Raw genomic sequence first — 23,791 nt, forward strand, 5'->3', positions numbered from 1 at the left:
CCCGGCCCCCCCGGCGCGGGGGGGCGCCCCCCCCGCCGGGGGGGGGGCGGCGGGGGGGCCGGTCCCCCCCCGCGGGGGGCCCCCCCCCCCGGGCCCCCCCCCCGGCGGCGACCCGCAGCGTCCTGGGAGTGCCGTCGGCCAGGCGGACGGGCACCCGCTGCCCGACCGCGGGCGAGCCGGGCCAGGTGCGGCTGAGCACGATCGTGTCGGGGCCGAGGTCGGCCACGGAGCCGGCGACGACCGGCAGGCGGTCGACGGCAGCGAGCGCGGCGGGGTCGGCCGCGGCGGCACGGAAGGGCACCAGGGACTCGCCGTTCTGCTCGGCCATCACGGAGGTCGGGGTGATGACGAGGGCCTGGACGCCGGGCACGGCGCGGACCCGGTCGACGACCGCCCGGTTCAGCCCGGGGGTGCCGGCGGGCGTGACGACGAGGTCGGCGGCGGCGAGCTGGTTGCGGACCTCGGTGGCCTGCGCGCGGTCGATGGTGTCGAGGCTGCCGAGCAGGCACCCGGCGAAGGCGACGATCAGCACCACCGGGGTGGTGGTCGCGGCGGTGCGGCGGAAGGCGGTGAGCGCGCTCTGCCGGGCGGTGGCCCAGACGATGCCGCCGCCGTCCTCGGCGGGGCGGCCGCGCAGCCGGGACGAGAGGCCGGGCAGCGCGGTCAGCAGGCGGAGCACCGGTCCGGCGAGCACGCCCGCGAGCAGCACGCATCCGGCGACGACGGCGAGCAGGAGGGCGAGCGAGTCGGCCGCGTTGGCGGCGGCGTCGGGCCACTGCCGGGCGGTGATCACGAGGGCCGCGGTGCTGCCGCCGAGGACGAGCAGGCCGCCGGCCCAGCGGAAGGCCAGCGCGGCCCGGGAGTGCCGTTCGACGTCCGCCTCCGCCAGCGCCTCGCCGGGGCTGACCAGGCCCGCCTTCAGGGACGAGAGCACGACGCCGCTCATCGCGGTCAGCAGCCCGATCAGGCCCGCGACGAGCAGCCCCCACCAGGTGATCGGGACGGTGAAGCCGTCCGGGACCATGCGGTGACCGATCAGCCAGTGCCCGGCCACCGGCGCCCCGGCCGCGCCGAGCGCGCACCCGGCGGCGGAGGCGAGCACGCCGACCACGAGGGCCTCGCGATTGACGAGGGTGCGCAGCTGCTTGCGGGTGGCGCCGATCAGCCGCAGGAGGGCGAGTTCGCGCCGCCGCTGGGCGATCGACAGCGCGAAGGTGGCGCCGACCACGAACACGGCGGTGCCGCCGGAGACCGCGGCGGCGAGGCCGAGCGGCGTCTGGACGTCGTCCAGCCGGCTGCTGACCTCGGCGTAGTGCGGATCGGCCAGGCGGCGGTCGGCGCCGGTGAGCACCTGGGCGACGCTCGCGCCGCCGGTGGCGGCCACGGCCGCGCGGACGGCGTCGGCGTCGCCGAAGGCGGCCAGCACGCCGACGGCCGGGCAGTACCGGGCGGCCTGGGCGTCGGTGAAGAAGACGGCGTGCTCGAAGGGCTCCGCCTCGGTGATGCCGGAGACGGTGGCGCTGTGCGGGCCGTCGGCGGTGGCGAACCGCACGGGCTGCCCGAGCTGCTCGGGGCGGCCCCCGCCGATGACGACCTGGTCGTCGGCGGCCGGCACCGCGCCGGCGGTCAGCCGGTAGCCCCCGAGGGCCGCCGAAGACCAGGCGCGTCCGACCTGGTCGCGCGGGCCGTCGGCCAGCTGGGCGTAGCAGGTGTGGTCCTGGACGGTCCGTCCGGTCCCGGCGACGGCGGCGATCACGGCGGCCGGGAGGCCCGGCTGGAGGGGGACGGGCGTCGGCTGGGTGTCGCCGTGGACGCTCGTGAAGTCCACGCTCCGGGCGGCGGTCACCAGGACTGGGGCCTGCGAGTAGCGCTGGCGGGCCTGCTCGGGGACGCCGGCGGTGGCGGCGATGACCAGGATCGACGTGGCGATCAGGGCGACGCCGCAGGCCAGCGCGACGAAGCTGCCGACGAACGAGGCCCAGCGCAGGCGGACGGTGGCGATGGCGAGGCTCAGCATGCCACGGCCTCCAGGGCGGTCATCCGGGCGGCGACCTGCTCGGCGGTGGGCTGCTCCAGCGAGCCCGCCAGGCGGCCGTCGCGCAGGAAGACGACGCGGTCGGCGTGGGCGGCGGCGACCGGGTCGTGGGTCACCATGACGACGGCCCGGCCCGGGGCGTCCGCCATGGTGCGCAGCAGCGCGAGGACCTCGCGGCCGCTCTTGGTGTCGAGCGCACCGGTGGGTTCGTCGGCCAGCAGGACGGCGGGGCGGGTGATCAGGGCCCGGGCGATGGCCACGCGCTGCTGCTGCCCGCCGGAGAGTTCGCCCGGCCGGTGTCCGGCGCGGTCCGCGAGGCCGACGGCGGCCAGGGCGGCGCTCACCTCGGCGGCCGCGGGGCGCCGCCCGGCCAGCTTGGCGGGGAGCGCCACGTTCTGGGCCGCGGTGAGGGCGGGGAGCAGGTTGAAGGACTGGAAGACGAAGCCGATCCGCTCCCGGCGCAGCACCGTCAGCTCGTTGTCCCGCAGGCCGCTGAGGACGGTGCCGTCGACCCGCACCTCGCCCCCGTCGATCGGCTCCAGGCCGGCGGCCGACCGCAGCAGGGTCGACTTGCCGGAACCGGACGGGCCCATGACGGCGGTGAAGGTGCCGAACGGGAAGCCCACACTCACCTCGTCCAGGCCGACGACCGGTTCGGGCCCGCGGCGGTAGGTGCGGTGGACCGCTCGGAGTTCGACGGCGAAGTGCGTGGCGTTCATGATCCAAGTCAACCGGCCGGGGCGGACGCGGCTCAATGGCCGGGGGTTCAGTCCTGGGGGTGTAGCTGGCTACACCCCCAGGGCGGCGTACCGGCCTACTTGTGCGGCACCGGGATCGAGGTCACCAGCTGCTGCTGGAGGTGGTCCGGGTTGGTGCCGTCGTCGTAGGTGCTGACGGAGGTGGTGTAGTCGGTGGTGCCGGAGACGGCGCTCCCGGCGATGGTGTTGCCGAAGTAGTCGCCGATGAACGTCGACGAGCCCTCGACCGGGGAGTCGAGCTGCGGGTCGAAGGTGTGGGCGCTCAGGCGGGTGTTGTGGCCGATCGGGCCGAGGGCCGGGTCGTAGAACTGGATGCTCGTGTTGACGCAGTAGTTGGCGGCGCCGTAGGGCGCGACGCCGGGGCTCTTGGCGTTGGCGGTGTCCAGCGCCAGCCCGGCGGCCGTCGCCTCGGGGGTGCCTGCCGCCGGGCAGGGGAGGCGGCGGTCGTAGAAGGCGACGCTGACGGTGCCGTCGGGGCCCGTCGTCAGGTTGGGCTGGAACTCGTCGACGGGCGCGGCGTTGTCGTTGACCCGGACCGGGGCCGACCAGGTCGCGCCGTCGTCGTAGGAGGCGGTGAGCAGGACGTTGACGACGCCCGTGCCGTAGTCCTCGTACGCCGAGTAGAGCGGGTAGTGGCCGTTCACCGGCTGCGTGCCGAGGGTGAAGGTGTCCTCGATGCCGTCGCGGAAGGTGGTGTTGGCGTACGAGCCGGGCGGCGGCGTGATGTTGCCCTGCACGGTCGAGACGGTGGACCAGCTCCGTCCGCCGTCGTGCGAGGCGTCGAGGAAGATCGTGGTGCAGCAGAACTTGTGCGCCGGGTCGGAGTTGGTGAGCGTCGTGTACACCGTGCCGTCGGGGGCGACGTGCGGCAGCAGGTAGGTGGCGCCCTGCGGGGTGGACGGCGGCTCGGGGAGCGCCTGCGGGGCGGACCAGTCGGTGTGCGTGCCGTCCGGGCGGGCGTCGGCGTAGGCGACGTACGGGACGGGGGTCTTGCTGTGGAAGTCCACCCACATCGCGTAGATGCGGTTCCGGTGGGCGCTGTCGGGGTTGGTGTCGACGGCGATCCACTGCTTGTCGGGGCCGTTGCCGATGCTGTCGTAGGTCGCGACGTAGTCCGGGCGGCCGTTGTGGGTGGTGATCCACTGGGTGGCGGTGGTCGCGCCGTGCGGGCGCGCGGAGAGGGAGATGGCCTGCGACGGGACGGCCGGGTTGGCCTCCTGGGAGGTGCCGGGGATGAAGTCGTGGGTGCCGTTGGGGTCATAGACGAACTGGTAGGGCAGGAGCAGGGAGTAGTAGTTGCCCCACGTGTCGAAGGCGCCGACGGGGTCGGTGTTGTCGGTCCAGCCCTCGTAGCCGGGGATGTGGCCCTGGACCGGCCAGGTGCGTCCGCCGTCGTGGGACTCGAAGAAGCCCAGCAGGTGGTTGTAGCCCTCGGCGCTCACGACCCACTTGGACGCGCCGATGAGGTGGCTGGGGTCGGTCGGGTCGACGCGCAGGTCCGACTCCGAGTGGCCCTTGACGAGCATCGGCGTCGCGGCCGGGTAGCCCGGGTTGCTGCCCGCCTGCGTCGCGTACGGCCCGGCGGCTCCGGTGTCCTCGCCGGTGGTGGCACCCGAGGCCGGGCAGGGCGTCATGCCGCTGTAGGCCCCGGCGGGGCCGCTGTTCACGGTGTAGGGCACTTCGGGGCGGTAGCAGCTGGTCTGCTGGGCGGTGGCCAGGACGTTCGTCACGTGGGAGGCGGCCTGGCTCGCGGCGTAGGCGGCGTCGGTCTGGGTGCCCTGTGGGAGGGCGGGGGCGGTCGCTGCCGAGGAGGAGAACGGGGAGAGGAGGGAGAGCCCGAGCAGGGCGGGGCCGAGGAGCAGGGAGAGTCTTCTACGGGTACGCAAAGGGAGGGCCTCCTACGTTCTGGGGTGAACCTGGGGCACTGCGTCCTGGAACGACGGGTCGGGCGGCTCGTGGAGCGGGACCGGCGACTCGGCGTGATGACGGTAGGTGGCCGCGGGCACGCCAACAAGGTCGTCCGCGCGAACTTGACGCTCCGTTGACCGCGCCCCGGGGCTCCCTTTCCCCGGGGTGCGGACCTTGACCGGCGGCGAACGCCGAGGCGGGGGCGGCCTGTTGGCCCTCCGCGATGACCGACCGTTCGGCCGGTACGGACCAAGGGCGCCCCCGCCGGGCGGCGGTGACCGTCAGTGGCCGCCGCGCGGAGGCTCGCAGTCGGTGCCGTCGGGGTAGCCGGCGAACGCCTCTGCGGTGGCGCTCCCGACGTGTTCACCGCGGACCGCCCTTGGGGGATCAGTACGCGCTCGGCCGGTTCTCCTTCACCCAGCGCTCCTCGGCCTCGCTCCCGGTCGGCGGCGGCGCGAAGCCGTCGATCATCCAGAGGTCGCGCGGCGTCTCGTCGATGTGGAACTCGCAGTACAGCCCGCGGTCCTTGGTGTGGGGCGCGAGCAGCGCGGAAAGCCTCTCCCTGGTCCGCCGGCGCTGGTCCGGGTCGTCCATGTGCCGCGCGATGTGCTCGACGACGATGCGCACGGCGTCCGGGGCGGGCTCGCCGCCCACGTAGAACGAGTCCGCCGCGACCTCGTGGAAGAGCGTCATCACGTAGAACGGCGGCAGCCCGAAGCCGGTGTAGAAGCCGGTGATGTCGTCCGCGAGCTGCTTCTTCTGCTGCGGGGTGTAGGTGCCGGGCGGGTGGTACACGTGCCAGAGCGGCATGGCTCTTCCTCCTGTGCGGATATGACGTGTGGTCGGTTGCGGCCGGGCGTTCAGTTGCGGCCGAGGACGGCGAGACCCTCCACCGGCCCGGACAGCGCGGCCTTGATCGCGCGGGTCGCGTCGTCGACGAGCACCTCGCTGTCCCCGCGCTCGACGCCGTCGAGGACGATCCGGGCGACGTCGGCCGCCGCGATCTTCTCCACGGGGATGGCGGCGACCATCTCGGTGTCCGCGAACCCCAGGTGTACGCCGACGACTTGAGTGCCCTGCGCGGCGAGTTCGAGGCGCAGCGAGTTCGTCAGCGACCACAACGCGGCCTTGGACGCGCCGTACGCCCCTGCGCCGGCTCCCCACGACAGGAGCGAGTGCAGGTCGACGACGGCTCCCCCGCCGCGCGCGGCGAGCACGGGCGCGAAGGCCTGGGCGATGCGCAGCGGGCCGATCACGTTGGTCTCGAACGTGTCCCGCACGAGGTCCAGGTCGGCCGTGAGGAGCGGCGACGGGTGCAGGACGCCGGCGTTGTTGAAGACGAGGTCGACGTCGCGGGCGTGCGCCGCGAGGGCGGCGACGGAGGCACCGTCGGTGACGTCCAGCGGGAGGACCTCGATCCGCGCGTCGCCGGCGGGGGTGGGGGCGGGCTTGCGTGCGGTGGCGTAGACCTTCGCCGCCCCGCGCCGCAGGAGTTCCTCGACGAGCGCCTTGCCGATGCCGCGCCGGCCTCCGGTGACCAGCGCGACGGAGCCTTCGATGACGGTCATGTGCCTTCTCCTCGCTTCACTTCGCTCTCGGATCAGGTTTAGATTATTACCATCATCTAAGTGGCCGCGGAAGTAGGATCTTCCCCAGCCCCCCGGAGGAAGAAGGGACCGCCGACATGCCCCGAGTGTCACGAGCCGAGGCGCAGCAGCACCGGCAGCAGGTGATCGACGAGACGTCCCGGCTGATCCGGGAGAAGGGCGCGGGCCAGGTCAGCGTCCCGGAGGCGATGGCCGCCGCCGGGCTGACGCACGGCGGCTTCTACCGCCACTTCTCGTCGAAGGACGACCTCGTCGCCCAGGCCCTCCGGGCCGCGTTCGGCGAACGGCGCGAGGCCATGGACCGGCTCACCGGGGAGGGCCCCGCAGAGGGCCCCGAGGAGGGCCCGTCCCCGCGCACCGAGTTCGTGTCGCGCTACCTGTCGACGGTCCACCGCGACAACCCGGGCGGCGGCTGCCCGGCCGCGACCCTCGGCGCCGAGGCGGCGAGGGCCGAGCCCGGCAGCGCGGTCCGCACGGCGTTCACGGCCGGCCTGCGCGACCTCGTCGACGGCCTGCAACGGCTGGACGGCGACGGGCGCGAGACCGCACTCGCCGACCTGTCCACCCTGGTGGGCGCGATCCTCCTCGCCCGCGCGAGCGACGATGCCGAGCTGTCCGAGGAGATCCTCACCGCCGCACGCCACCACCTGACCACCCCGGGCGCATAGGAAGTCGGCCCCGCCGACTTCTCGCGCACGGCCTAGGCCGCCCTCGGCCGCCCGCCACATCCAAATTCCCGCGATCGTCGCACCCAAGCGTCGTGCGCCGGACCAGGGCGAACCCCGGTCCGGCGCACGACGTGTCACAGCTAGCTCACCACCGGTGCCACTTCACCTGGACCCCCTGGTAGACAACGAGGTTGCCGTCGTCCTGGATCTTCAGGTACGCACCGGGGCTGCCGCTGGTGGAGGTCGTCCAGAGCATGGCCCCGCCCGTGCCGTAGAGCACGAGGTTGCCGTCGGTCTGCATGGCGAGGTGGTCGCCGCGGCCGACCGTGTCCCAGGTCTGGGCCACGCCTCCGCCCGGGGCGTACATCACCAGGTTGCCGTCGGTCTGCATGGCCAGCCGGTACCCGCCCGGCGCGGTGATGGACTCGCCGCGGTAGAGGGTCTCCCCGGCGGCCAGAACCGCGTCAGGGCCCTGGGCGAGGCCGAGATCCTTCCACGGGTAGGAGTCCTTGCCCGGCGTGTCGCTGGTGCCGGGCGCGACGTGCTGGGTCCACCACTGGGCGAGCCAGTTGTGCCCATTGAAGAACACCGTCCGGTCGGACGCGGCCTGGTCGGGCGTGTAGACGGCGCTGGCGTCCCAGTCCTTGGCACGGGGTGCCCGGGGGCTGTCGTTGAGGTACCACAGCTGGTTGGTGTTGCCGGTGTCGCAGCCGGCGACGAGCGGCTGGGCCATGGCGCCCTCGTACGTCAGGCAGTGCGTGCCCTGCTGGTTGTGCAGGTACACCGTGCCAGTGCCGTCCGGTCCCGGCGCGACCCACCAGCGCTGGCTGGAGCCACCGTTGACGCCCCTCGCGTACACCTTCCAGGTCGCCGGGTCCAGGTCGAGGGCGGCGTTGTCGGAGTTGGCCCGCAGCAGGAGCCAACCGCTCCGGTCGTCGACGCTCGCCGCCGTCCAGTCCCAGGCGTGGCCGTCGTCGGCGAACGGCCAGGTCTCGGCCGTGCCCGCGTTGGAGCCGGTCAGCAGCGCGCCGTTGGCGGCGGCGGACTGGATCCGGTAGCTGTTTCCGGCGCTCAGGGCGACGCTCGGCTTCCCGGCGAACATCGGCCCGCTCTGCGGCGGGTCCGGCACGGGCAGCACGCAGGTCCCGGCCGCGGCGGCCGGGGCCACCGTGCCGACGCCCCGCCGGTTGTCACTGGTCAGGCCGTAGGTCTGGCCGCCCTGGGTGAGGGTGAAGTCGACCGGTCCGGTGATCGGCAGGTAGTACTTCAGCGGGATATCCCTGGACGCGCCGCTCGGCAGATCCTCGCACGCGCCGAGACGGATCGTGACGCGGTGGAAGTCGCCCTTCAGGCCGCCGACGTTGCTGCCGGTGTGCCCGGGCGCGACGTTCTTGATCTCCTTCCAGTTGCCGTCCTTGACCAGCGCGGGCGCGGAGGTCGGGATGTCGAAGGCGATCTGCGCGTCGCCGCGCAGCGTCACACCGCTGTTGTTGGTGATCCGCAGGGTCGGCTGGAGCGGCCACAGGTCCTTGACGGCCGTCGGGAAGGCGACCAGCTCGGCCTTCACGTCGGCCACCTGGGAGGGCAGCGTCACGCTCGAACCGGCCGCCCGGGAGTTGCCGTAGGCACCCTGGCCGCGCAGCTTCGAGTCGAGCAGGCTGGTCATGGTGTAGCCCGTCCCGCACTCGCCCTGGGCGGGGCAGGCGTAGTCGCCCGCCAGCTCCCAGATCATCACGCCGCCCGCGCCCTTGGCGGACACGTAGTCGGCGACGGCGCCCACGCCCTGCTCGTCCTCGGTGGAGATGAACGTCTTCGTGGTGTCGTTCCACAGCCACGAGGACTTGAGGGTGTCGTCCCACTGCCGGGTGTAGCCGGTGGAGACGCTCTGGCCGCCGAGGCCGTAGGCGGGCAGGTAGGAGGGCGTGATGCCGCGTTCGAGGTTCTTGGCGTGCCACATCGGGTTCGACCCCGCGCCGAGCTCGCTGCCGTCCGGGTTGGTGTCGTGCCACAGGTTGTCGACGCCCGTCGCGCCCGCGCCGCAGGGCGAGGTCCCTCCTTGCTGACCGGTGCCGGCGGGGCACTTCGTCTGGTCGGGCATCGACGCCGTGCCCCACAGGCCGTTGCCGACTCCGCCGGTCACTCCGCTCCAGCCGCGGGTGTAGTACGGCACGCCGAGGTTGATCCGCCCGGCTTGCAGGGCGCCGCGGTAGTAGTGGTACGCCCAGTCCGTGTTGAAGTAGCCCTCCGCACGGTACTCGGGGTTCTTCGCCGTGTCGTAGATGCCGGCCGCGGCCAGCTCGCTGTCCCGGCCGTCGTCGTACAGCGGCGCGTTCGGGCCGACGTTGTTGTTCCAGCTGCCGTGCAGGTCGTAGGACATGACGTTCGCGAAGTCCAGGTACTGGAGGGCGGCGAAGTTCTCCATGCCGCGCACCATGTAGCCGGAGCCGGAGCCGGCCGTCGTCAGGAGGTAGTACCGGCCGTCGGCCGTCGCCGCGCGGTCGAGCTTCTCGCGGATCGTCTTCATCAGCGCCGTGTAGCCCGCCGACAGGCCCGGGCGGCGGCTGTCCGACACCGGACGGTCGCTCGGGTTGCCGGCCTGCGGGAGGGCGGTCGGGTACTCGTAGTCGATGTCCACGCCGTCGAAGGAGTACTGGCGCAGGAAGTCCACGACGGAGTCGGCGAAGGTGTCGATCCGGTCCTGGGCGACGCTGCCGTCGCCGTTGACGGTGAGGGCGTAGAAGCCGCTGGACTGCGCCCAACCGCCCACGGAGATCAGGGTCTTGACGCGCGGGTGCTGCCGCTTGTAGCGGGTGAGGAGGTTGAGCTCGCCTCGGTACGGGAGCGACTCGTCCATCTCCGCGCCCGGCACGCCCGGCCACGTCATGCCGACGTTCGGGTTGCTCGCGTCGGCGGGGTTCCCGACGGAGATGCGGTTTCCGTCGATCCAGGCGAAGGCGTAGTTGACGTGGGTGACCTGGCCCCACGGAATGCTGTTCGGGAGGTACATGTCCTGCCCGTTCTGCCCGGTGCGCCAGCTGCTTTGGTAGCCGACGACGCGACGGGGGTGGGCGGCACCCATGCGCTCGCGGCCCTGGTCGTCGTACGCGGTGCAGTACGGGGCCGAGACGCCCGCGGTCGGGGTCATGCCGTCGGGGCGGCAACTCGACTGGTCACCACCGGGGTTGGGGGCCCAGTGGTCGGCGGCGTCGGGGTCGGGCGGGGCGGTGGGGCCGTTGCGGGCTTGCACGGTTCGGTTGTTGATGGAGTTCAGCACGGTCACCATCGCGGCCATGGCGACCGCAGAATAGCCCAGATAGCTCTTCCGGTCCCGGATCGCACGAGAGATCTTGTCCCAGTCCTTGATCTCGGTGAACATTCGCGCCGCTCGCCAGACGTTCCCCGACCACATCGCGCTCCTGATGTTCTCCCGGACCAAGCGGTTACGGATCGATTCCGGGAACGCCACGACCAGGGTGGCCAGAGCACCCTTGAGCTCGTCGAGGCTTCGTAGGGACGCCGCGTTCAGAAGGGCGTCGACCGCAGCCTGCAGCGAATGGACACCGACGTCAATGTTGAGGGAATCACGCCCCATACCGCCGTAACTGGCGTCGAACGACAGCACTTTCCGCTCCACAACGACGTCCCTCGCCAGCCCAAGGACGTTCCTGATGGCGTCAGTGGTTAGCGCCTCACCCGAGAAGACGTAGGCCGTCTTCGTGGCAGTGACGTAGAAGGCATCAATGAACGTGTTCCTCTGCTTGAGGATCAACTGAACCGCGTTCTCGGCGACCTTGCCGTCGGTCCCCAAGTCACCTACCCCAAAAGCCAAGTACCCGGGCGTGGTGGGCAGAGTCGTCCCCGGGTGGGTGTAGTGAACGTTGCTCCCGCTCGCTCCCATCCCGTCGACGGCCACCCGGGCCGCGCCCGCGAGCGCCTGGAACGCCGTACGAACCACTCCGGTCCGCGTGAAGTACCGCGCGGCGTACGCTTGATCGGCATTCGGAGCGACGGCGACGGCCTCCGTCGGCGTCACCACGGCGAACAGGGCGAGGGTGAGCAGCGCGGCAAGCGCGCGCAGCGGGCGCCTCATGCCCAGTACTCATAGGTCGCACGGACATTCCACTTCCAGGTGAAGTACGCGATGGTGTACTTCTTGCCCTTCTGCAGGTCGAGGTCGTGCCGGCCCATTCCGCTGGTGTCGGTGACGAACGTCGACCCCATCGAATCGCAGGAACCGCTGCGCGGGCAGGCCCAGTCCCAGACTTTGTACTTCCCCAGGTCGGCGTCCGCGGGTAGATCACCCTCGTAGATCGCGATCCAGTCCGACGCGCCGTTCGGGTCGTTGTCGGCAGGTCCCGACCAGTTCACGGTGATCCCACGCACGGCGAACGTTCCGTCACCCACCGAGGCCTGTCCGACGGAGACATTCGTGATCTCGTACTCGACGTTCACCGACGGCTTGTTACCCGACCGCTCCGAGATCGTCCCCGGCCCCGAACGGGACACCCGGGTCGGCGGCGGCGCGTCGTCGCCGGACGCGGGCGTCATCTGGACCATGGTCGCCGCGAGCGCACTCATGAGGGCGACGGCGCCGACCGCGCGCCGCCACAGGGTTTTGGACATGAGGAAATGCCTTTCACGTTGTCGGGCCGGGAGGGCCACGGACCGGTGGCGGCAGTAGACCAGCCCGGCGTCGACAAAAGATCAACGACAGTCGTTGACCCACCGGATGCGGAGCTCGTGGGCGCCGAGGGGGATCGAAAAGGTGGGGTGGGTGGTGAGGTAGGCGGAGAGGGAGCGCTCGGCGCAGGGGCCGAGGAGGTAGCGCTCCAGGAAGTGGTGCTGGTCGCGGGGCATGGGGAGGAAGCGGATCGCGTCCCAGAGGGAGGCGAGGTTCGCGGCGGTGAGGTCGGAGGCGACCGGCGGGCGGTGGATACCCGTGATCTCGACGGTGATGACGTGGTCGGCTCTCATCGGGCGAGGACCTCGCACCAGACGATCTTCCCGATGGGGTCGCGGGGGCAGCAACCCCACGTGTCAGTGACGGATTTGACGAGCTGGAGCCCCCGCCCGGCCTCCTCGTCGAGGCTGGGCAGGGAGGGGACGGGCTCGCGGTCACCCCGGGCGTCGTGGACCTCGATGCGGAGACGGGAGGGGGAGACGTCGAGCGCGAGGTAGATGAGGTACCCGGTGGGCGTGCCGTGGAGGACGGCGTTGGTCACGAGCTCGGAGACGGCGAGGAGCCCGGGCTCGAGGAAGCAGCTGCTGTTCGGGACGCCGGCGAGCAGCGAGGAGAGCCGCCGCCGCGCCTCGCCCGGCGCCCGCCGGCTGCGCGGCAGCCGGATGGAGGAGATGTTGACGGACATGGCGAAGTCACCAGCGGTACCAGCCAACTGCAGATCTCAGCGAATAGGTCAAATGGACCTCGATGCTCTCACCGCCCCTCGACGCCGGGCAACGAACTTCAGATCGGCAGATCCCAACCCGGACCGTCCTCCGTCCCGATCCACACCCGCTGTCCCGACCCCGAGACGGTGATCCCGAAGCCTTCCTGGTGAGGCTCGCCCTACTTCTGCCACGCCTCGATCGCGCTCTCCACTTGGTCCCAGAGGCGGAGCGGGCCGCGCTGCCCGACGGTCCAGCCGCCGTCCGGGGTGGGCATGGTCCGGGCCTGTGATCCGGTGGCCACGTCGGAAAGGATCTGTTGCCCGCCGACCCCCATCCGTTCGGCCGAGGGAGCCGCGAGCTGGGCGACCCAAGCGCCGGTCCACGTGCCGATCATCTCGGGGTCGATCCGGGTCCGGCGTTCGTCCCCGAGGAGCAGCGAGAGGCTCTGGCGGTGCGGCCGGTCGTGCGGTCGGGCGATCATGAAGCTGGTGTAGCCGGGCAGGAAGCGGCCGGTGGCCTCGCCGGGGCGCGTGACGACCAGCCGGGCGAGCCCGAAACCGAAGGACCAGCCGGACAGGGTGACCAGGATGGCGCCGCCGGGCTTCACTTGGTGCAACCACGGGGGCGGGACGTACCGGACCGCACAGGTGGCGATGAGCCGGTCGTACTCTCCGCCGTCCGGGTCGCCGAGCAGCCCGTCAGCGATGATCAGCCGCGGGGAGTACCCCGCTGCCCTGATGGCCGTGGCTGCTGCCGCTCCGATTTCCGGGTCGTAGTCGATAACCCGGGCGGCGGCTGCCCGGCCGCGACCCTGGGCGCCGAGGCGGCGAGGGCCGAGCCCGGCAGCGCGGTCCGCACGGCGTTCACGGCCGGCCTGCGCGACCTCGTCGACGGCCTGCAACGGCTGGACGGCGACGGGCGCGAGACCGCACTCGCCGACCTGTCCACCCTCGTGGGCGCGATCCTCCTCGCCCGCGCGAGCGACGACGCCGAGCTGTCCGAGGAGATCCTCACCGCCGCACGCCACCACCTGACCACCCCGGGCGCTTAGGAAGTCGACCCCGCCGACTTCTCGCGCACGTGTCGCGGCGGCCCGTCGGTTGTGGGACGGCCCCAGGGCTCCGGGCGGTGCTCGAACTGTTGCCGCTCCGGCATTCGGGTGAAAAGACCCGGAATGGCCTGGCGCGAATGGAAGGCGGTTCGGGCGCTGCCAGAATTCGGTTTCCTTGAACTCCACCCCCACAGGCGGTTCCGCCGAAAGCTGGAGCAGACCGTGCGAATCATCACATCACGCAACACCCCGGAACAGGCGACCGGTGGAGTCGCGGGGCGTTTCCCGTGGACGTTGATGTACCACTCCGTGGCGGCCGCAAGTGAGGATCCCTATCTGATCACCGTCGAACCTGCGCGGTTTCGCCGTCAGCTCCGCTGGCTGGCTTCCCGAGGACTGCGCGGGGTGGCGGTCGGCACCCTGCTGCGCTGTCATCGGAACGGCACCGCCGGGGGGATGGTCGGGCTGAGCTTCGACGACGGGTACCGCGACTTCGCCGAGGAGGCCATGCCCGCGCTGGCGGAGCACGGCTTCACCGCGACGGTGTACGTGGTGGCCGACCGCGTCGGCGGATACAACGACTGGGACCGGAAGGGCCCGCGCAAGCCGCTGATGACGGCGCACCAGGTCGACGAAGTCGCCGCCGCCGGGCTGGAGATCGGCTCGCACGGGCTGACGCACCGGCGGCTGGCCGGCCTGGACGCGCGGGACCTGGCGGCCCAGGTCGCTGGCAGCCGCCACGCACTGGAGGACCTCACGGGCCGGGCGGTCGAAGGGTTCTGCTACCCCTACGGTTCGCTCGACGCCGCTGCCGTGGAGGCGGTGGCCCAGGCCGGCTACGACTACGGGTGCGCGGTCAGCCCCGGTGCCCACAGCGGGGTGTACGCGCTTCCTCGCTGCTACGTCGGCGACCGGGACGGGCCGCTGCGCATGACCGCGAAGCTGGTGCGCGACCGCTGGCGGCGATGACGGCCGACGGAGGTCCGCCGGGCGCCGCGGAGGGTGACGGCCGACCGGTCACGGGGCGACGGCGACGGGTTCCAGTCGCAGCCAGGACTCGTGCCAGAGCAGGGCGCACTGGCGGTCGCACCCTGTGATGAGCGGCTCGCCGCCGCAGCGCAGCCCGTGAAGGATGAACCAGCGCCCCGCGGCGGGCTGTTGCCACCAGGCGAGCGACCGGTGGCGGAGTTCGGAGGCCCCGTGCCGGGTGCCGGCGTGACGTTCCATGCCCGGCTGGAACGGCACGCCGTTCAGGCGTCCGTCGGGCCCGAGGGTGGCGCTGATCTCCGCGAGGCTGCGGACGGTCGCCCACCGGACGGCCGGCCGGGAGACGGGGACCGGCGCGGGCGCCGGCTCCAGCCACTCGTCGCGGAACAGCAGAGCGCAGTCCAGTCCGCAGCCCTGCGTGCCGTCGGCTCCGTGACAGGTGGCACCGGCCAGGGCGACGGTGCCCGACAGGCGTCGCATGCGGTAGTGGTCGTCGACCATGCGCCGCACGATGCGCTCGACCCGGTAGACACCTCCGCAGAACGACCACTGGCTGAGGGTGAACCACAGGCCGCGGTGGCGGTCCTTGGCATCGAGGGTGGCACGCACCGCCGCCTCGTCCTTGACCCGGACCCAGTCCCCCGCGGAGAAGCGGGAGGGCCGGCCGAGTGCCGGAACACCACTGTGGCGCTCCCGCAGGCCTTCACGTGCGATCCGGGCGCGGCGCACGACACCGAGCGGGGGAAGATCGCGCAAGGGGAGGTTCTTGTACTGGCACCGGTTCGCGGCCGTTCCGCAGGGCAACTCCGTGGAACCGGTCAACCAGGATTCCTCGACGGTCATCGGTAAAATCCCATCGGGTCGGAGATATTGGCACAGGCTAGCGCACCCTGACCATTCCGGACCGGCCCACCGGACCCTGTGGCTGCCATGTCGAGAGAAATACAGGCCCCCGGTGCGGCCAGCCATAGGACGCGGGTTCGATTCTTCTCCCCACTCCCTTCTCCGGGGAAGTGGCACGGAGATTCCGGATCGGGGGAATTGCCGGATCAGTGACCCACGGAACCGGCCTCCACCAGGACGACTGCCTGGTGGAGGCCGGTTCACGAATGCCCTCGAACCCTACGCACGCTCCCGCGCAACGGGTTCGATCAGGTGCGCCGTCGGCTGAGCCGCATGGCGGCCGCGCCGGCCGCGAGGAACGCGGCGGAGAGCCCGAGGAGGACCGGCATCTCCGGAGCGCCCGTATGGGCCAGCTCGCCGTGGTGGTGTCCGGCGAGGTGCTCCTCGCCCCCTCCGTGGTGGCCGGGCACCACCTCGTGCCCGTGCCCGCCGTGGTGGGCCGGCTTGTGCGGCGGCCGCACCGCCAGCTCCTCCGCAATCAACTTGATCTTGTTCAGGTTGTACGCGGACTGCTGGTTGGTCTGGCTCTGCTGGTTGGAGAGGTTGTTGGCCTGCGAGGCCGACTGGTTGTTGAGGGCCGTGTTCTGGGCGCTGTTCTGCGCGGAGTTGTTCGAGTTGCTGGTGGCGCTGTTGTTGGCGCTGTTGTTCAGGTTGTTGGCCACGGTGTTCTGCACGATGACGGTCACGTCGACGTGCTGGTCCTGACCCTGGTTCTGGTCCTGCTGGGTGTTCTGGTCCTGCTGGGTGTTCTGGTTCTGGTTCTGGTCCTGACCCTGGTTCTGGTCCTGACCTTGGCCCTGGTTCTGGTTCTGCTGGTCGTTCTGACCCTGGCCCTGCTCCGAGCCGCCGTGGTCCCCGTGCTCGCCGTGGTCCCCGTGCTCCCCATGTTCGCCGTGCTCGCCGTGCTCCCCATGTTCGCCGTGCTCGCCGTGCTCCCCATGTTCGCCGTGCTCGCCGTGCTCGCCATGTTGGCCGTGCTCGCCGTGCTCCCCATGCTCGCCGTGCTCCCCGTGCTCGCCGTGGGGCTGGCCGTGCCCGGCGGGGGCGCCGGGAACAGCGGGCAGGCAGATGCACTCGCCGGGGCCTTGTCCGGGGATGTGGCCGTGCGACTCGTGGCCGGGCATCTGGTCGCAGTGCTCGCCGCCGTTGGCCCAAGCACCCTCGGGAAGCACCGATTCCGGCGCCTGCTCCATCGGCCGGTCCTGGTCGCCGGGCCGGAGGGCACCGTCCAGCGGCACCACACCCGACTCCTGGCCATCGACCGAGAGCCCCTCGGGCTCGCTGCCGCCGTCGGTCCGGTGGGCCGGGCGGGCGGCCTGCGTCGACGGGAGATCGCTGCGGCCGGCGGAGGCCCAGTCGCCGCCGAGCGAGACACCGTCCTCCTGGGCGAGCCGCAGAAGGCTGTCGACCCATTCGCCCTGGGCCTGCGGCGAGTCAAAGGCCACACTGTGGTCGCTGATGGGCGAGGCATGGGCCACCCCGCCGGCGCCCCACACGAGGGCGGCCGACGTCAGGCCCGACAGGACCAGGGTGGTGATTCGAGTACGCATGGCGCTCCTGGATGATCCGCAAAACGGATCTTCTGAATACGCGCCTGTACCACCGGGCTGCGGCGCGCGGCGCCGCGAGTTAACCGGCCTGGCCCAATGAATTACCGAGTACGGGCGAATGCCGCCCGCGTGGGCCGGCCTACCGTCCACGCCGCTGCTCCACAGCCACACCCGCGCCCCGACGACACCCCGTGACGGCGCGACCGCCTTCGGCGACATGCAGGGATCGTGGTTTGCGGTGAGCATCCCTTCCATGAGGATCTCACTCCCGGCGGCGGCCCTTGCCTGCTGCACCGCCGCCCTGCTCGTCCATCCCTCGGTCGCCGCCGCGGACAGCCCGGTTGCACCTATGCCGCGCACCTCCGCCGGAGGCGGCTCGGTCACCTCGGTGGCCCTCACTCCCGGCGGAAGAGTCATACCCCGCGCCACCCGCGCGTTCGAACTCCTCGGCGTGGTCTGGGACGGCTCCCCCGCTGCCCTCGCCGGGGGGTCCGTGCGGGTCCGCACCCGCGACGCCGTCACCGGCCGCTGGAGCGACTGGCACACGCTGGAGACCGATGCAGTAGACGGCCCCGACACCGCCCCGCACGGTGCCACCGCCCCCTTGTGGGCCGGCCGCAGCGACGGCGTCGCGGTCGACGTGCGCCCCGGTCCGGCCGGTCTCCCGCGCGGGCTACGGGTCGAGCTGGTAGACCCCGGCCAGGGCGCGGCCCCCGTCGACGCCCGGACCCTTCCCGAGCGCCCGGCCGGGCCCGCCGCCCCCGCCGCACCGCGGCCCGGCATCGTCACCCGGGCGGGATGGGGCGCGGACGAGTCCATCCGCGAACAGGGCTTCGTGTACACCGGCGCGGTCCGGGTGACCTTCGTCCACCACACCGCGACCGCCACCGACTACGCCTGCAGCGACGCACCCCGGTTGATCAGATCGATCTACCAGTACCACGTGCAGAGCAACGGCTGGCGGGACATCGGCTACAACTTCCTGGTCGACCGCTGCGGGACCATCTACGAGGGCCGCGCCGGCGGCGTCGACCAGCCCGTCTTCGGCGCCCACACCCTCGGCTTCAACACCAACTCCTCCGGTATCGCCGCCATCGGCACCTACAGCTCCGACGATCCCCCGCAGGAGCTGCAGGACGGCCTCGCAAAGATCTCCGCGTGGAAGCTCGGCCTCACCGGCCGGACGGCCGACGGGACGTACCAGCTCACCTCCGGATCCGACGCCAGCCGCTACCCCAAGGGCACCGTCGTGGACTTCGACGCCATCTCGGGCCACCGCGACGGCTTCGCCACCGAATGCCCCGGTGACGCCCTCTACTCCAGGCTCCCCGCCATCCGCGGCACGGCGGCCGGCCTCCAGGGGTAGCTCCGGCCGCGTCAGCCGCGCAGAAGCGGAATGACCTGTGACTGCCGGTCGTCCTGCCCGAGGGTCAGGGCGACCGGCAGTTGGCGTTGCCTGCGGTCGGCGGAGCCGGACTTCGCGATCGTCAGGCCGGAGCCCAGCGGATGCGGAGCTCGTGGGCGCCGAGGGGGATCGAGAAGGTGGAGTGGAGGGTGAGGTAGGTGGAGAGGGAGCGCTCGGCGCAGGGGCCGAGGAGGTAGCGCTCCAGGAAGTGGTGCTGGTCGCGGGGCATGGGGAGGAAGCGGATCGCGTCCCAGAGGGAGGCGAGGTTCGCGGCGGTGAGGTCGAAGGCGACCGGCGGGCGGTGAATGCCCGTGATCTCGACGGTGATGACGTGGTCGGCTCTCATCGGGCGAGGACCTCGCACCAGACGATCTTCCCGATGGGATCGCGGGGGCAACAACCCCACCTGTCGGTAACGGATTTGACGAGCTGGAGCCCCCGCCCGGCCTCGTCGTCGAGGCCGGGCGGGGAGAGGACGGGCGCGCGGTCGCCACGGGCGTCGTGGACCTCGATGCGGAGACGAGAGGGGGAGACGTCGAGCGCGAGGTAGATGAGGTAGCCGGTGGGCGTCCCGTGGACGACGGCGTTGGTCACGAGCTCGGAGACGGCGAGGAGCCCGGGTTCGAGGAACTGGCCACCGCTGGGAGCGGCGGCGAGGAGCGAGGAGAGCCGCCGCCGCGCCTCGCCCGGCGCTCGACGGCTGCGCGGCAGCCAGATGGAAGACACATGGATGGACATGGCGAAGACACCTTCCGCACACATGACTTGGGGGTCAAAGCGCCGGCCATGTCACGCAATGCCAGCACTTCGTCACTCACAGCATGGAGCATCACGACTACGCATCGCAAGGCATGTCGTCGAAATATGAAAACTTTCAGCTCTCATCGCAAGGTGCCGCCTCTAGGCTCATGAGGGTGGTGGCGAACCGTCACCACTCGCATGCACACTGGTGCCTGGACGTTCTGGAGGGCTGGGTAGATGGCAGTAGCAGTGCCAGCGGTGCGGTACCGACGCATCGCCGCCGAGCTGAGGAGGCTCCGCGAGCTCAAGAGCCTGTCGGCAGAGGAAGTTGCCGCCCAAGTCCCGGGCATCAACCTCGTCAAGCTCAGCAGGTACGAGAACGCCCGCGTCCAGCTGAAGCCCGACGTCGTCCGCGCGCTGCTCGACTTCTACGGGTGCGAGGAGGAGCTCAAGGAAGTCCTCGTCGAGATCCTCCGCGACAAGCGCCGGCCCGGCTGGATGGCGGGCTACGAGCAGCTGAACCCGCTCTACACGGATCTGATTCGCCTTGAAGAGACCGCTACCGGCCACAAGTCCTACGAATCGGCCTACATCCCTGGGCTACTTCAGACGCGCCAGTATGCCCACGCCATCATCGCCAGCGGCGTGATAAACAAGCCCAGCGTTGAGGAACGCGTCGAGGTCCGGATCAACCGGCAATCCGTCCTGACCCGCTCCGACAACCCCCTCAAGCTCTGGGCCGTCATCCATGAATCGGCCCTGACCATGCATGCCGCTCCGGGCGTCGTGACCGATCAGTTGGACAAGTTGCTGCAGTTCAGCCGCCTCCCCAACATCAAGATCCAGATCATGCCGGCGTTGTCTCCCCCTCACCCCGGAATGACCGGGCCGTTCACCCTCCTGGAGTTTCGGCAGCGCGATCTCGACCTCGTCCTGCTCAGCGGCATGCTCAGCAGCGATTGGGTCGAAGATCCAGAGCATGTCGATGTCTACCGCGCGGCGTTCGACGAGATCATGGCCACCGCCCTGCCGCTCGATCAGTCGCTCGACCTCATCACACAGAAGAGAGACGCGCTCAAGTGACCCACTTCCCAATCGCCTCCGCACTCCCCGTGAAGTGGAAGAAGGCAGCTGCCAGCAACCCGAACGACAACTGCGTCGAGGTCGCAGACTGCTACGCAGAAGGCGTCCCGGTCCGCGACAGCAAGGAACCTCACGGGCCGGCTCTCGGCTTCAGCCCCGAGGCCTGGCGGGCGTTCATCACCGGCATCCAGGCCGGCGACTTCCCGACCACCCTCTGAACCTCTGCCTTGGGGAGGCCCCCGCGAAGCGCGCGGGGGCCTCCCAGATCAGCCTGCCCGGAAGGGCACGCATGTCCACTGACTTGACGTGGCGCAAGAGCAGCTACAGCGGCGGCGAAAGCGGCAACTGCGTCGAACTCGCCGACGGCATCTCGGACATCGTCCCGGTCCGCGACAGCAAGGACCCTCACGGGCCGGCTCTCGGCTTCAGCCACGAGGCCTGGCGGGCGTTCACGTACTCGATGGTGCGCAGCCGGATGCCGGGCTGGTCGGGCACGGCGGACAGCATGGAGCGGTCCACTCCTAACAGCGCTGCCAGGGCCGAGTGCGGAAGATCGTGTCGCAGGTGCGCGAGCGTGGCCGGCACCCGGTCGACGAACACCAGACGATGCTTCGGGCCGGCACCAGCCTCGCGGCGGCGGTCGCCGCCGCGCCGCTCCCGCAGCGCAGACTCCTGCTGCGCCTCCCAGGCAGGGACGAGCTCAGCAACGAGTTCGGCAAGATGCTGCCGGGATGTGCCCGATAGGGCGTGATGAGACAAGGCCGCGCAGGCCGATGACGTCACATCCACGGGCGCCGCGCCTCGCGCCGCCTACGCCTGCCGCCGCTCCCACTGCTCCTTCGTGATCTCGTACCGCACACCCCCGTGCTCGGAACCCTCGACCGCCATCATGCTGTCCGGCGTGGGGATGTTCTCCGCGAGCGTCATCCCGAGCTTCTCCATGACGTTACGCGAGGGGCGGTTCACGGTCATCGTCTCGGCCCAGACCATGCGGATGCCGAGCTCGGCGAACCCCTTCGCCAGCAGCGCCTGCGAGACTTCGGTGGCGTAGCCCCGGCCCCAGGCCGCCTGGCGCAGGCGATAGCCGAGTTCGGCCTCCTCACGCGGGCCGCTGCGCCGCGGACGCAGGCAGAACCAGCCGACGAACGCGCCGCCGTCCTTCTCGTGCGCGGCGAACAGGCCGAGGTCATGATTCCAGCGCTCGTAGCCGGCGAGGATGCTGGGGATGGCGAGGTCGCGGACCTCCTCCGGCGGGGTTGGAGCGCCGCCGGTCAGGTAGCGCATCACCGCCGGGTCGCTGTCCAGCTCGATCAGCAGGTCCGCGTCGGCGGCGGCGAAGGGGCGCAGGGTCAGGCGCTCGGACTCGAGGTAGGTGGCCACGTGAGGATCATGGCCGAGACGGGTCGGACGGTCCAGGGAGTTTTCGGGCCGCGTCTGTCACCGGGTGGCGTGCTGGAGGAACAGCAGCATGACACGGCCGCCTTCACGTCACGGCCGAGGACCCGCCTGTGTCCTCTGAAGCTCGAAGCCGCCCCCGCGAGACTCGTGGGGCGACCTCCCTGTTGCTCACACGGGCGGGATCAGATCGCTCTCGCTGATGGTGTACGCCAGCGCGGGGTAGACGAAGTCCGTCTCCTGGTTCTCACGCCGTCGCAACCCGTAAAACTCACTCCGCTGCTCATCGTCGGCCGGCACCAGGCGCTCCCCCTCCGGGAGGTACGCGTGTCCGTCCCGGTACTGCACCAAGGTCTTCGATGTTCGGAAGGTCACGCCCAACCACTGGTTGTCCGGCGCCTCGTCGGGCGCGTCCAGGACGATCTTGTGCCTGAGCCGCCGATTCGCATCGACGGAGAAAACAACCACGCTGTTGTGGGCGAGGGGGATCTCGAACTCCTCCCCACCGGTCCCCTTGGACTCGAAGATCAGCTTCCTCTGCGAACCCTCCTCGGGATGCCGGTAGCAGGAGAAGACGGCGATGAACGAATCACCGGCCAGATCGAGGGCTTGGTCGGAGTGGCCGCCCATCTTCCGGTAGGCGTTCGTGTAGCTCTCGATCAGAGCATTGTTGAAGCCGACCGGAAGCGCCGCACGTTCCTGGATCCGCTGCGCCAGCCGCTCGTGCACTGCCCGGAAGCGCTGCGCCGGGCTGCCGTACCGAGTGGTCGTCCGCACGAGAGGCACACCACCCGCCTCGTCGACCCTGGCAAGGACGGCTCCGCGCCGCCCCTTCCCCACGTCTTCCCAACGAGTCGACGCGGACAGCTCCGCGAACAGATCCTCCTCGATCGACAGATCGACCGTGCGGACGTCCTCCGAGATCCTAGATTCGCGGGGCACGGTAGTCCCCCGCGTTCATGCTGAAGCGGAACCGGTCGCCGTAGTCGATGAACGACGAGCTCCTGTTCTCCTCGGCGTACAGCCCGCGCAGCTCGTCCATGCCCTCCTCGGTCGCCGGCCCCAACTTCACCAACTCCCCCTCCCCCTTGAGGAACGTCTCCCCGTCCTTGTGAACGGCTTCGGCGCTCGAACAGCGCACGACGTATCCCAGTCGGGTCGGAAGCAGCTCGGCGTCCAGCGCCGAGGGCTTGATCTCATGCGTGTACAGGCGGTTGGTGGACAGCGGCATGAAGAACACGGAGCCGGGATAGAGCGTCACCGTGAACTGCGCGGGCAGCGCGACCGCGTCGTGGTCTTCAGCCGGCCCCTTCACGCGGAACTGAAGCCTGGTCAGCCCGCTGACACCCCTCACCCCGTAGTCGAAGCCGTCTTCGCCCAGCGGCCGCAGCTTGTCGAGCCCCTCGTAGAAGGTGCAGAAGGCCATGATGCCGTTGGCGGGCATGTCCTTGGTCTTGTCCGCGTGGGACGAGATCTTGGCCTTGGACTGCTTGCGCTCAGTCGTGGCAGCGGTGTTGCGGTAGATCTGCGCGAGGACGTGATTGAGCGGCGCCTGGCCCCGGAAGATGCCGGCGGCCTCGCGATTCAGAGCGTCGACGATGCCCGTGTCGGTGGGGCGGAAGCCCTCGGTCGGCCCCGAGAGGTTCGTGGAGCACCGGAGCAGGCGGAAATGCAGTTCGTCACCGTCCTGCGTGACGGGCGTCAGATAGATCCCGCTGCGATGAGCCGATCCGGGTTTGGTGGACTCCGTCAGGGACTGGAACTCGTGCTCCGCACTGATCCGCCCGAAGTGATCCCCATCGAGTGCGAAGAAGCGCCGGTAGTACACGCCGACACCGTGGACACGGACGGGAACTCGCCCGACCCCGACGCACTCCCAAGCCTCCCCGGCGTCCTCGCGGAAACCGTGCGACAGCTCCCGAACGACGAAAACCCGCGCGGCACCGCCCAATTGGCGTCCGCTGATCCCGGAGATGTCGCCACACAGGTAGACGGTCTTCTGTGCGAGATCGAGCGAACCGGAAGCAAGCTCCTCCGGCGAGATCACGGACCCGAAGAAGTCCCGAACCACGTCATCGTCGTGCAACGTCGAAGGAGCGACCAGGATGTTGTTCCCATCCTCGATGCACGCCTCTATTGGCCCCGTTGTGTTCATCAGCGGTACCTGCCACCTGCAGATCTCGGCGAATGGATCAAATGAGCCTCGATGCTCTCACGGGGCCTCGACGCCGGGCAACGGAAATGGCCCCCGGCCCGGTGGTGGCCGGGCCGGGGGCCGGGGTGGTGCGGGGTGGGTCAGCCGACCGGGGCGT

The 23,791-nt window shown here is 70.8% G+C and carries 23 protein-coding genes and 2 pseudogenes; 7 read left to right on the forward strand and 18 right to left on the reverse strand.

Annotation, left to right across the window (positions count from 1 at the left end):
• From ACFV4F_RS30095 to ACFV4F_RS30115, 5 genes are all read right to left on the reverse strand, one after another.
• Positions 1-2,017 (reverse strand): FtsX-like permease family protein (locus ACFV4F_RS30095; RefSeq protein ID WP_380507104.1); only part of this gene is annotated, 2,017 nt, incomplete at its 3' end.
• Positions 2,011-2,754, reverse strand: coding sequence for an ABC transporter ATP-binding protein (locus tag ACFV4F_RS30100; RefSeq protein ID WP_380493694.1), 744 nt, complete (start codon positions 2,752-2,754; stop codon positions 2,011-2,013). The genes ACFV4F_RS30100 and ACFV4F_RS30095, both read right to left, overlap by 7 nt.
• A 95-nt stretch (positions 2,755-2,849) precedes the next feature.
• The gene (locus ACFV4F_RS30105; RefSeq protein WP_380507107.1) at positions 2,850-4,679 is read right to left on the reverse strand and encodes a sialidase family protein; all 1,830 of its coding nucleotides are present in this window, start codon (positions 4,677-4,679) and stop codon (positions 2,850-2,852) included.
• A gap of 409 nt (positions 4,680-5,088) precedes the next feature.
• Positions 5,089-5,511 carry a tautomerase family protein gene (locus tag ACFV4F_RS30110; RefSeq protein WP_380507110.1) on the reverse strand — a complete coding sequence of 141 codons (423 nt, stop codon included), beginning with the start codon at positions 5,509-5,511 and terminating at the stop codon, positions 5,089-5,091.
• A gap of 50 nt (positions 5,512-5,561) precedes the next feature.
• Positions 5,562-6,269: an SDR family oxidoreductase gene (locus ACFV4F_RS30115; RefSeq protein ID WP_380447617.1), complete on the reverse strand. Its 708-nt coding sequence runs from the start codon at positions 6,267-6,269 to the stop codon at positions 5,562-5,564.
• 116 nt (positions 6,270-6,385) lie between these two features.
• Between ACFV4F_RS30115 and ACFV4F_RS30120 the strand changes: the two genes are divergently transcribed.
• Positions 6,386-6,976 (forward strand): TetR/AcrR family transcriptional regulator, encoded by a 591-nt coding sequence (locus tag ACFV4F_RS30120; protein ID WP_380447615.1) that lies wholly within the window; start codon positions 6,386-6,388, stop codon positions 6,974-6,976.
• A 145-nt stretch (positions 6,977-7,121) separates the two neighbouring features.
• On the opposite strand, the gene ACFV4F_RS30125 is transcribed toward ACFV4F_RS30120, so the two are convergent.
• The 6 genes and pseudogenes from ACFV4F_RS30125 to ACFV4F_RS30150 all read right to left on the reverse strand — a co-directional run.
• Entirely contained in the window at positions 7,122-11,066 is a 3,945-nt protein-coding gene (locus tag ACFV4F_RS30125) for a glycosyl hydrolase family 18 protein (RefSeq protein ID WP_380448341.1), read from the reverse strand.
• Complete coding sequence (locus ACFV4F_RS30130) at positions 11,063-11,599, reverse strand: hypothetical protein (RefSeq protein WP_380493708.1); 537 nt, start codon at positions 11,597-11,599, stop codon at positions 11,063-11,065. Before ACFV4F_RS30130 ends, ACFV4F_RS30125 begins: the two co-directional genes overlap by 4 nt.
• An 81-nt stretch (positions 11,600-11,680) precedes the next feature.
• The gene (locus ACFV4F_RS30135) at positions 11,681-11,950 is read right to left on the reverse strand and encodes a hypothetical protein (RefSeq protein ID WP_380507112.1); all 270 of its coding nucleotides are present in this window, start codon (positions 11,948-11,950) and stop codon (positions 11,681-11,683) included.
• Positions 11,947-12,342, reverse strand: a complete 396-nt coding sequence (locus ACFV4F_RS30140) for an ATP-binding protein (RefSeq protein WP_380507115.1) — start codon at positions 12,340-12,342, stop codon at positions 11,947-11,949. The genes ACFV4F_RS30135 and ACFV4F_RS30140 overlap by 4 nt, the downstream gene beginning before the upstream one ends.
• A 200-nt stretch (positions 12,343-12,542) precedes the next feature.
• Entirely contained in the window at positions 12,543-12,971 is a 429-nt protein-coding gene (locus ACFV4F_RS30145; protein ID WP_380448359.1) for a hypothetical protein, read from the reverse strand.
• A 33-nt stretch (positions 12,972-13,004) separates the two neighbouring features.
• A pseudogene (locus tag ACFV4F_RS30150) lies at positions 13,005-13,607 on the reverse strand (hypothetical protein); the annotation flags it as partial.
• A gap of 213 nt (positions 13,608-13,820) precedes the next feature.
• Between ACFV4F_RS30150 and ACFV4F_RS30155 the strand changes: the two are divergent.
• Positions 13,821-14,384, forward strand: coding sequence for a polysaccharide deacetylase family protein (locus ACFV4F_RS30155; protein ID WP_380507118.1), 564 nt, complete (start codon positions 13,821-13,823; stop codon positions 14,382-14,384).
• Between the two features lie 48 nt (positions 14,385-14,432).
• Here the strand turns inward: ACFV4F_RS30155 and ACFV4F_RS30160 are convergent, their stop codons facing one another.
• Both ACFV4F_RS30160 and ACFV4F_RS30165 read right to left on the reverse strand, forming a co-directional pair.
• Entirely contained in the window at positions 14,433-15,224 is a 792-nt protein-coding gene (locus ACFV4F_RS30160) for a hypothetical protein (protein ID WP_380448350.1), read from the reverse strand.
• 329 nt (positions 15,225-15,553) lie between these two features.
• Positions 15,554-16,855 (reverse strand): hypothetical protein, encoded by a 1,302-nt coding sequence (locus ACFV4F_RS30165; RefSeq protein ID WP_380507121.1) that lies wholly within the window; start codon positions 16,853-16,855, stop codon positions 15,554-15,556.
• A gap of 253 nt (positions 16,856-17,108) precedes the next feature.
• On the opposite strand from ACFV4F_RS30165, the gene ACFV4F_RS30170 reads away from it, so the two are divergent.
• Positions 17,109-18,221: a peptidoglycan recognition protein gene (locus ACFV4F_RS30170; protein ID WP_380507124.1), complete on the forward strand. Its 1,113-nt coding sequence runs from the start codon at positions 17,109-17,111 to the stop codon at positions 18,219-18,221.
• Between the two features lie 121 nt (positions 18,222-18,342).
• Here the strand turns inward: ACFV4F_RS30170 and ACFV4F_RS30175 are convergent, their stop codons facing one another.
• Together ACFV4F_RS30175 and ACFV4F_RS30180 are read right to left on the reverse strand one after the other, a co-directional pair.
• Complete coding sequence (locus ACFV4F_RS30175) at positions 18,343-18,606, reverse strand: hypothetical protein (RefSeq protein WP_380448355.1); 264 nt, start codon at positions 18,604-18,606, stop codon at positions 18,343-18,345.
• Positions 18,603-18,998 (reverse strand): ATP-binding protein, encoded by a 396-nt coding sequence (locus ACFV4F_RS30180; protein WP_380507127.1) that lies wholly within the window; start codon positions 18,996-18,998, stop codon positions 18,603-18,605. The genes ACFV4F_RS30175 and ACFV4F_RS30180 overlap by 4 nt, the downstream gene beginning before the upstream one ends.
• A 240-nt stretch (positions 18,999-19,238) precedes the next feature.
• On the opposite strand from ACFV4F_RS30180, the gene ACFV4F_RS30185 reads away from it, so the two are divergent.
• The 4 genes and pseudogenes from ACFV4F_RS30185 to ACFV4F_RS30200 all read left to right on the forward strand — a co-directional run bounded on the left by ACFV4F_RS30185 (position 19,239) and on the right by ACFV4F_RS30200 (position 20,828).
• Entirely contained in the window at positions 19,239-20,084 is an 846-nt protein-coding gene (locus tag ACFV4F_RS30185) for a helix-turn-helix domain-containing protein (RefSeq protein ID WP_380507130.1), read from the forward strand.
• Entirely contained in the window at positions 20,081-20,302 is a 222-nt protein-coding gene (locus ACFV4F_RS30190) for a DUF397 domain-containing protein (protein WP_380448522.1), read from the forward strand. Before ACFV4F_RS30185 ends, ACFV4F_RS30190 begins: the two co-directional genes overlap by 4 nt.
• Positions 20,303-20,373: 71 nt before the next feature.
• A pseudogene (locus ACFV4F_RS30195) lies at positions 20,374-20,478 on the forward strand (DUF397 domain-containing protein); the annotation flags it as partial.
• Between the two features lie 170 nt (positions 20,479-20,648).
• Positions 20,649-20,828, forward strand: a complete 180-nt coding sequence (locus ACFV4F_RS30200; RefSeq protein WP_380448528.1) for a hypothetical protein — start codon at positions 20,649-20,651, stop codon at positions 20,826-20,828.
• Between the two features lie 66 nt (positions 20,829-20,894).
• Here ACFV4F_RS30200 and ACFV4F_RS30205 read toward each other — a convergent pair whose 3' ends face one another.
• The 3 genes from ACFV4F_RS30205 to ACFV4F_RS30215 all read right to left on the reverse strand — a co-directional run bounded on the left by ACFV4F_RS30205 (position 20,895) and on the right by ACFV4F_RS30215 (position 23,634).
• Positions 20,895-21,464 carry a GNAT family N-acetyltransferase gene (locus tag ACFV4F_RS30205; RefSeq protein ID WP_380496998.1) on the reverse strand — a complete coding sequence of 190 codons (570 nt, stop codon included), beginning with the start codon at positions 21,462-21,464 and terminating at the stop codon, positions 20,895-20,897.
• 186 nt (positions 21,465-21,650) lie between these two features.
• The gene (locus ACFV4F_RS30210; protein ID WP_380507135.1) at positions 21,651-22,421 is read right to left on the reverse strand and encodes an alpha-ketoglutarate-dependent dioxygenase AlkB; all 771 of its coding nucleotides are present in this window, start codon (positions 22,419-22,421) and stop codon (positions 21,651-21,653) included.
• A complete protein-coding gene (locus ACFV4F_RS30215) occupies positions 22,405-23,634 on the reverse strand; it encodes a hypothetical protein (RefSeq protein WP_380507138.1) in 1,230 nt (409 codons plus the stop codon). Before ACFV4F_RS30215 ends, ACFV4F_RS30210 begins: the two co-directional genes overlap by 17 nt.
• Positions 23,635-23,791: the final 157 nt, after the last annotated feature.

The organism is Kitasatospora sp. NPDC059722 (assembly GCF_042733235.1).
Classification (GTDB): Bacteria; Actinomycetota; Actinomycetes; order Streptomycetales; family Streptomycetaceae; genus Kitasatospora.

Bases quoted from the DNA above. Each gene is read 5' to 3' on its own strand.
- ACFV4F_RS30175 (WP_380448355.1), bottom strand. From the start codon at position 18,606: ATGAGAGCCGACCACGTCATCACCGTCGAGATCACGGGCATTCACCGC.
- ACFV4F_RS30110 (WP_380507110.1), bottom strand. From the start codon at position 5,511: ATGCCGCTCTGGCACGTGTACCACCCGCCCGGCACCTACACCCCGCAG.
- ACFV4F_RS30140 (WP_380507115.1), bottom strand. From the start codon at position 12,342: ATGTCCGTCAACATCTCCTCCATCCGGCTGCCGCGCAGCCGGCGGGCG.
- ACFV4F_RS30100 (WP_380493694.1), bottom strand. From the start codon at position 2,754: ATGAACGCCACGCACTTCGCCGTCGAACTCCGAGCGGTCCACCGCACC.
- ACFV4F_RS30120 (WP_380447615.1), top strand. From the start codon at position 6,386: ATGCCCCGAGTGTCACGAGCCGAGGCGCAGCAGCACCGGCAGCAGGTG.
- ACFV4F_RS30115 (WP_380447617.1), bottom strand. From the start codon at position 6,269: ATGACCGTCATCGAAGGCTCCGTCGCGCTGGTCACCGGAGGCCGGCGC.
- ACFV4F_RS30185 (WP_380507130.1), top strand. From the start codon at position 19,239: ATGGCAGTAGCAGTGCCAGCGGTGCGGTACCGACGCATCGCCGCCGAG.
- ACFV4F_RS30165 (WP_380507121.1), bottom strand. From the start codon at position 16,855: ATGCGTACTCGAATCACCACCCTGGTCCTGTCGGGCCTGACGTCGGCC.
- ACFV4F_RS30130 (WP_380493708.1), bottom strand. From the start codon at position 11,599: ATGTCCAAAACCCTGTGGCGGCGCGCGGTCGGCGCCGTCGCCCTCATG.
- ACFV4F_RS30135 (WP_380507112.1), bottom strand. From the start codon at position 11,950: ATGAGAGCCGACCACGTCATCACCGTCGAGATCACGGGTATCCACCGC.
- ACFV4F_RS30215 (WP_380507138.1), bottom strand. From the start codon at position 23,634: ATGAACACAACGGGGCCAATAGAGGCGTGCATCGAGGATGGGAACAAC.
- ACFV4F_RS30180 (WP_380507127.1), bottom strand. From the start codon at position 18,998: ATGTCCATCCATGTGTCTTCCATCTGGCTGCCGCGCAGCCGTCGAGCG.
- ACFV4F_RS30125 (WP_380448341.1), bottom strand. From the start codon at position 11,066: ATGAGGCGCCCGCTGCGCGCGCTTGCCGCGCTGCTCACCCTCGCCCTG.
- ACFV4F_RS30170 (WP_380507124.1), top strand. From the start codon at position 17,109: ATGAGGATCTCACTCCCGGCGGCGGCCCTTGCCTGCTGCACCGCCGCC.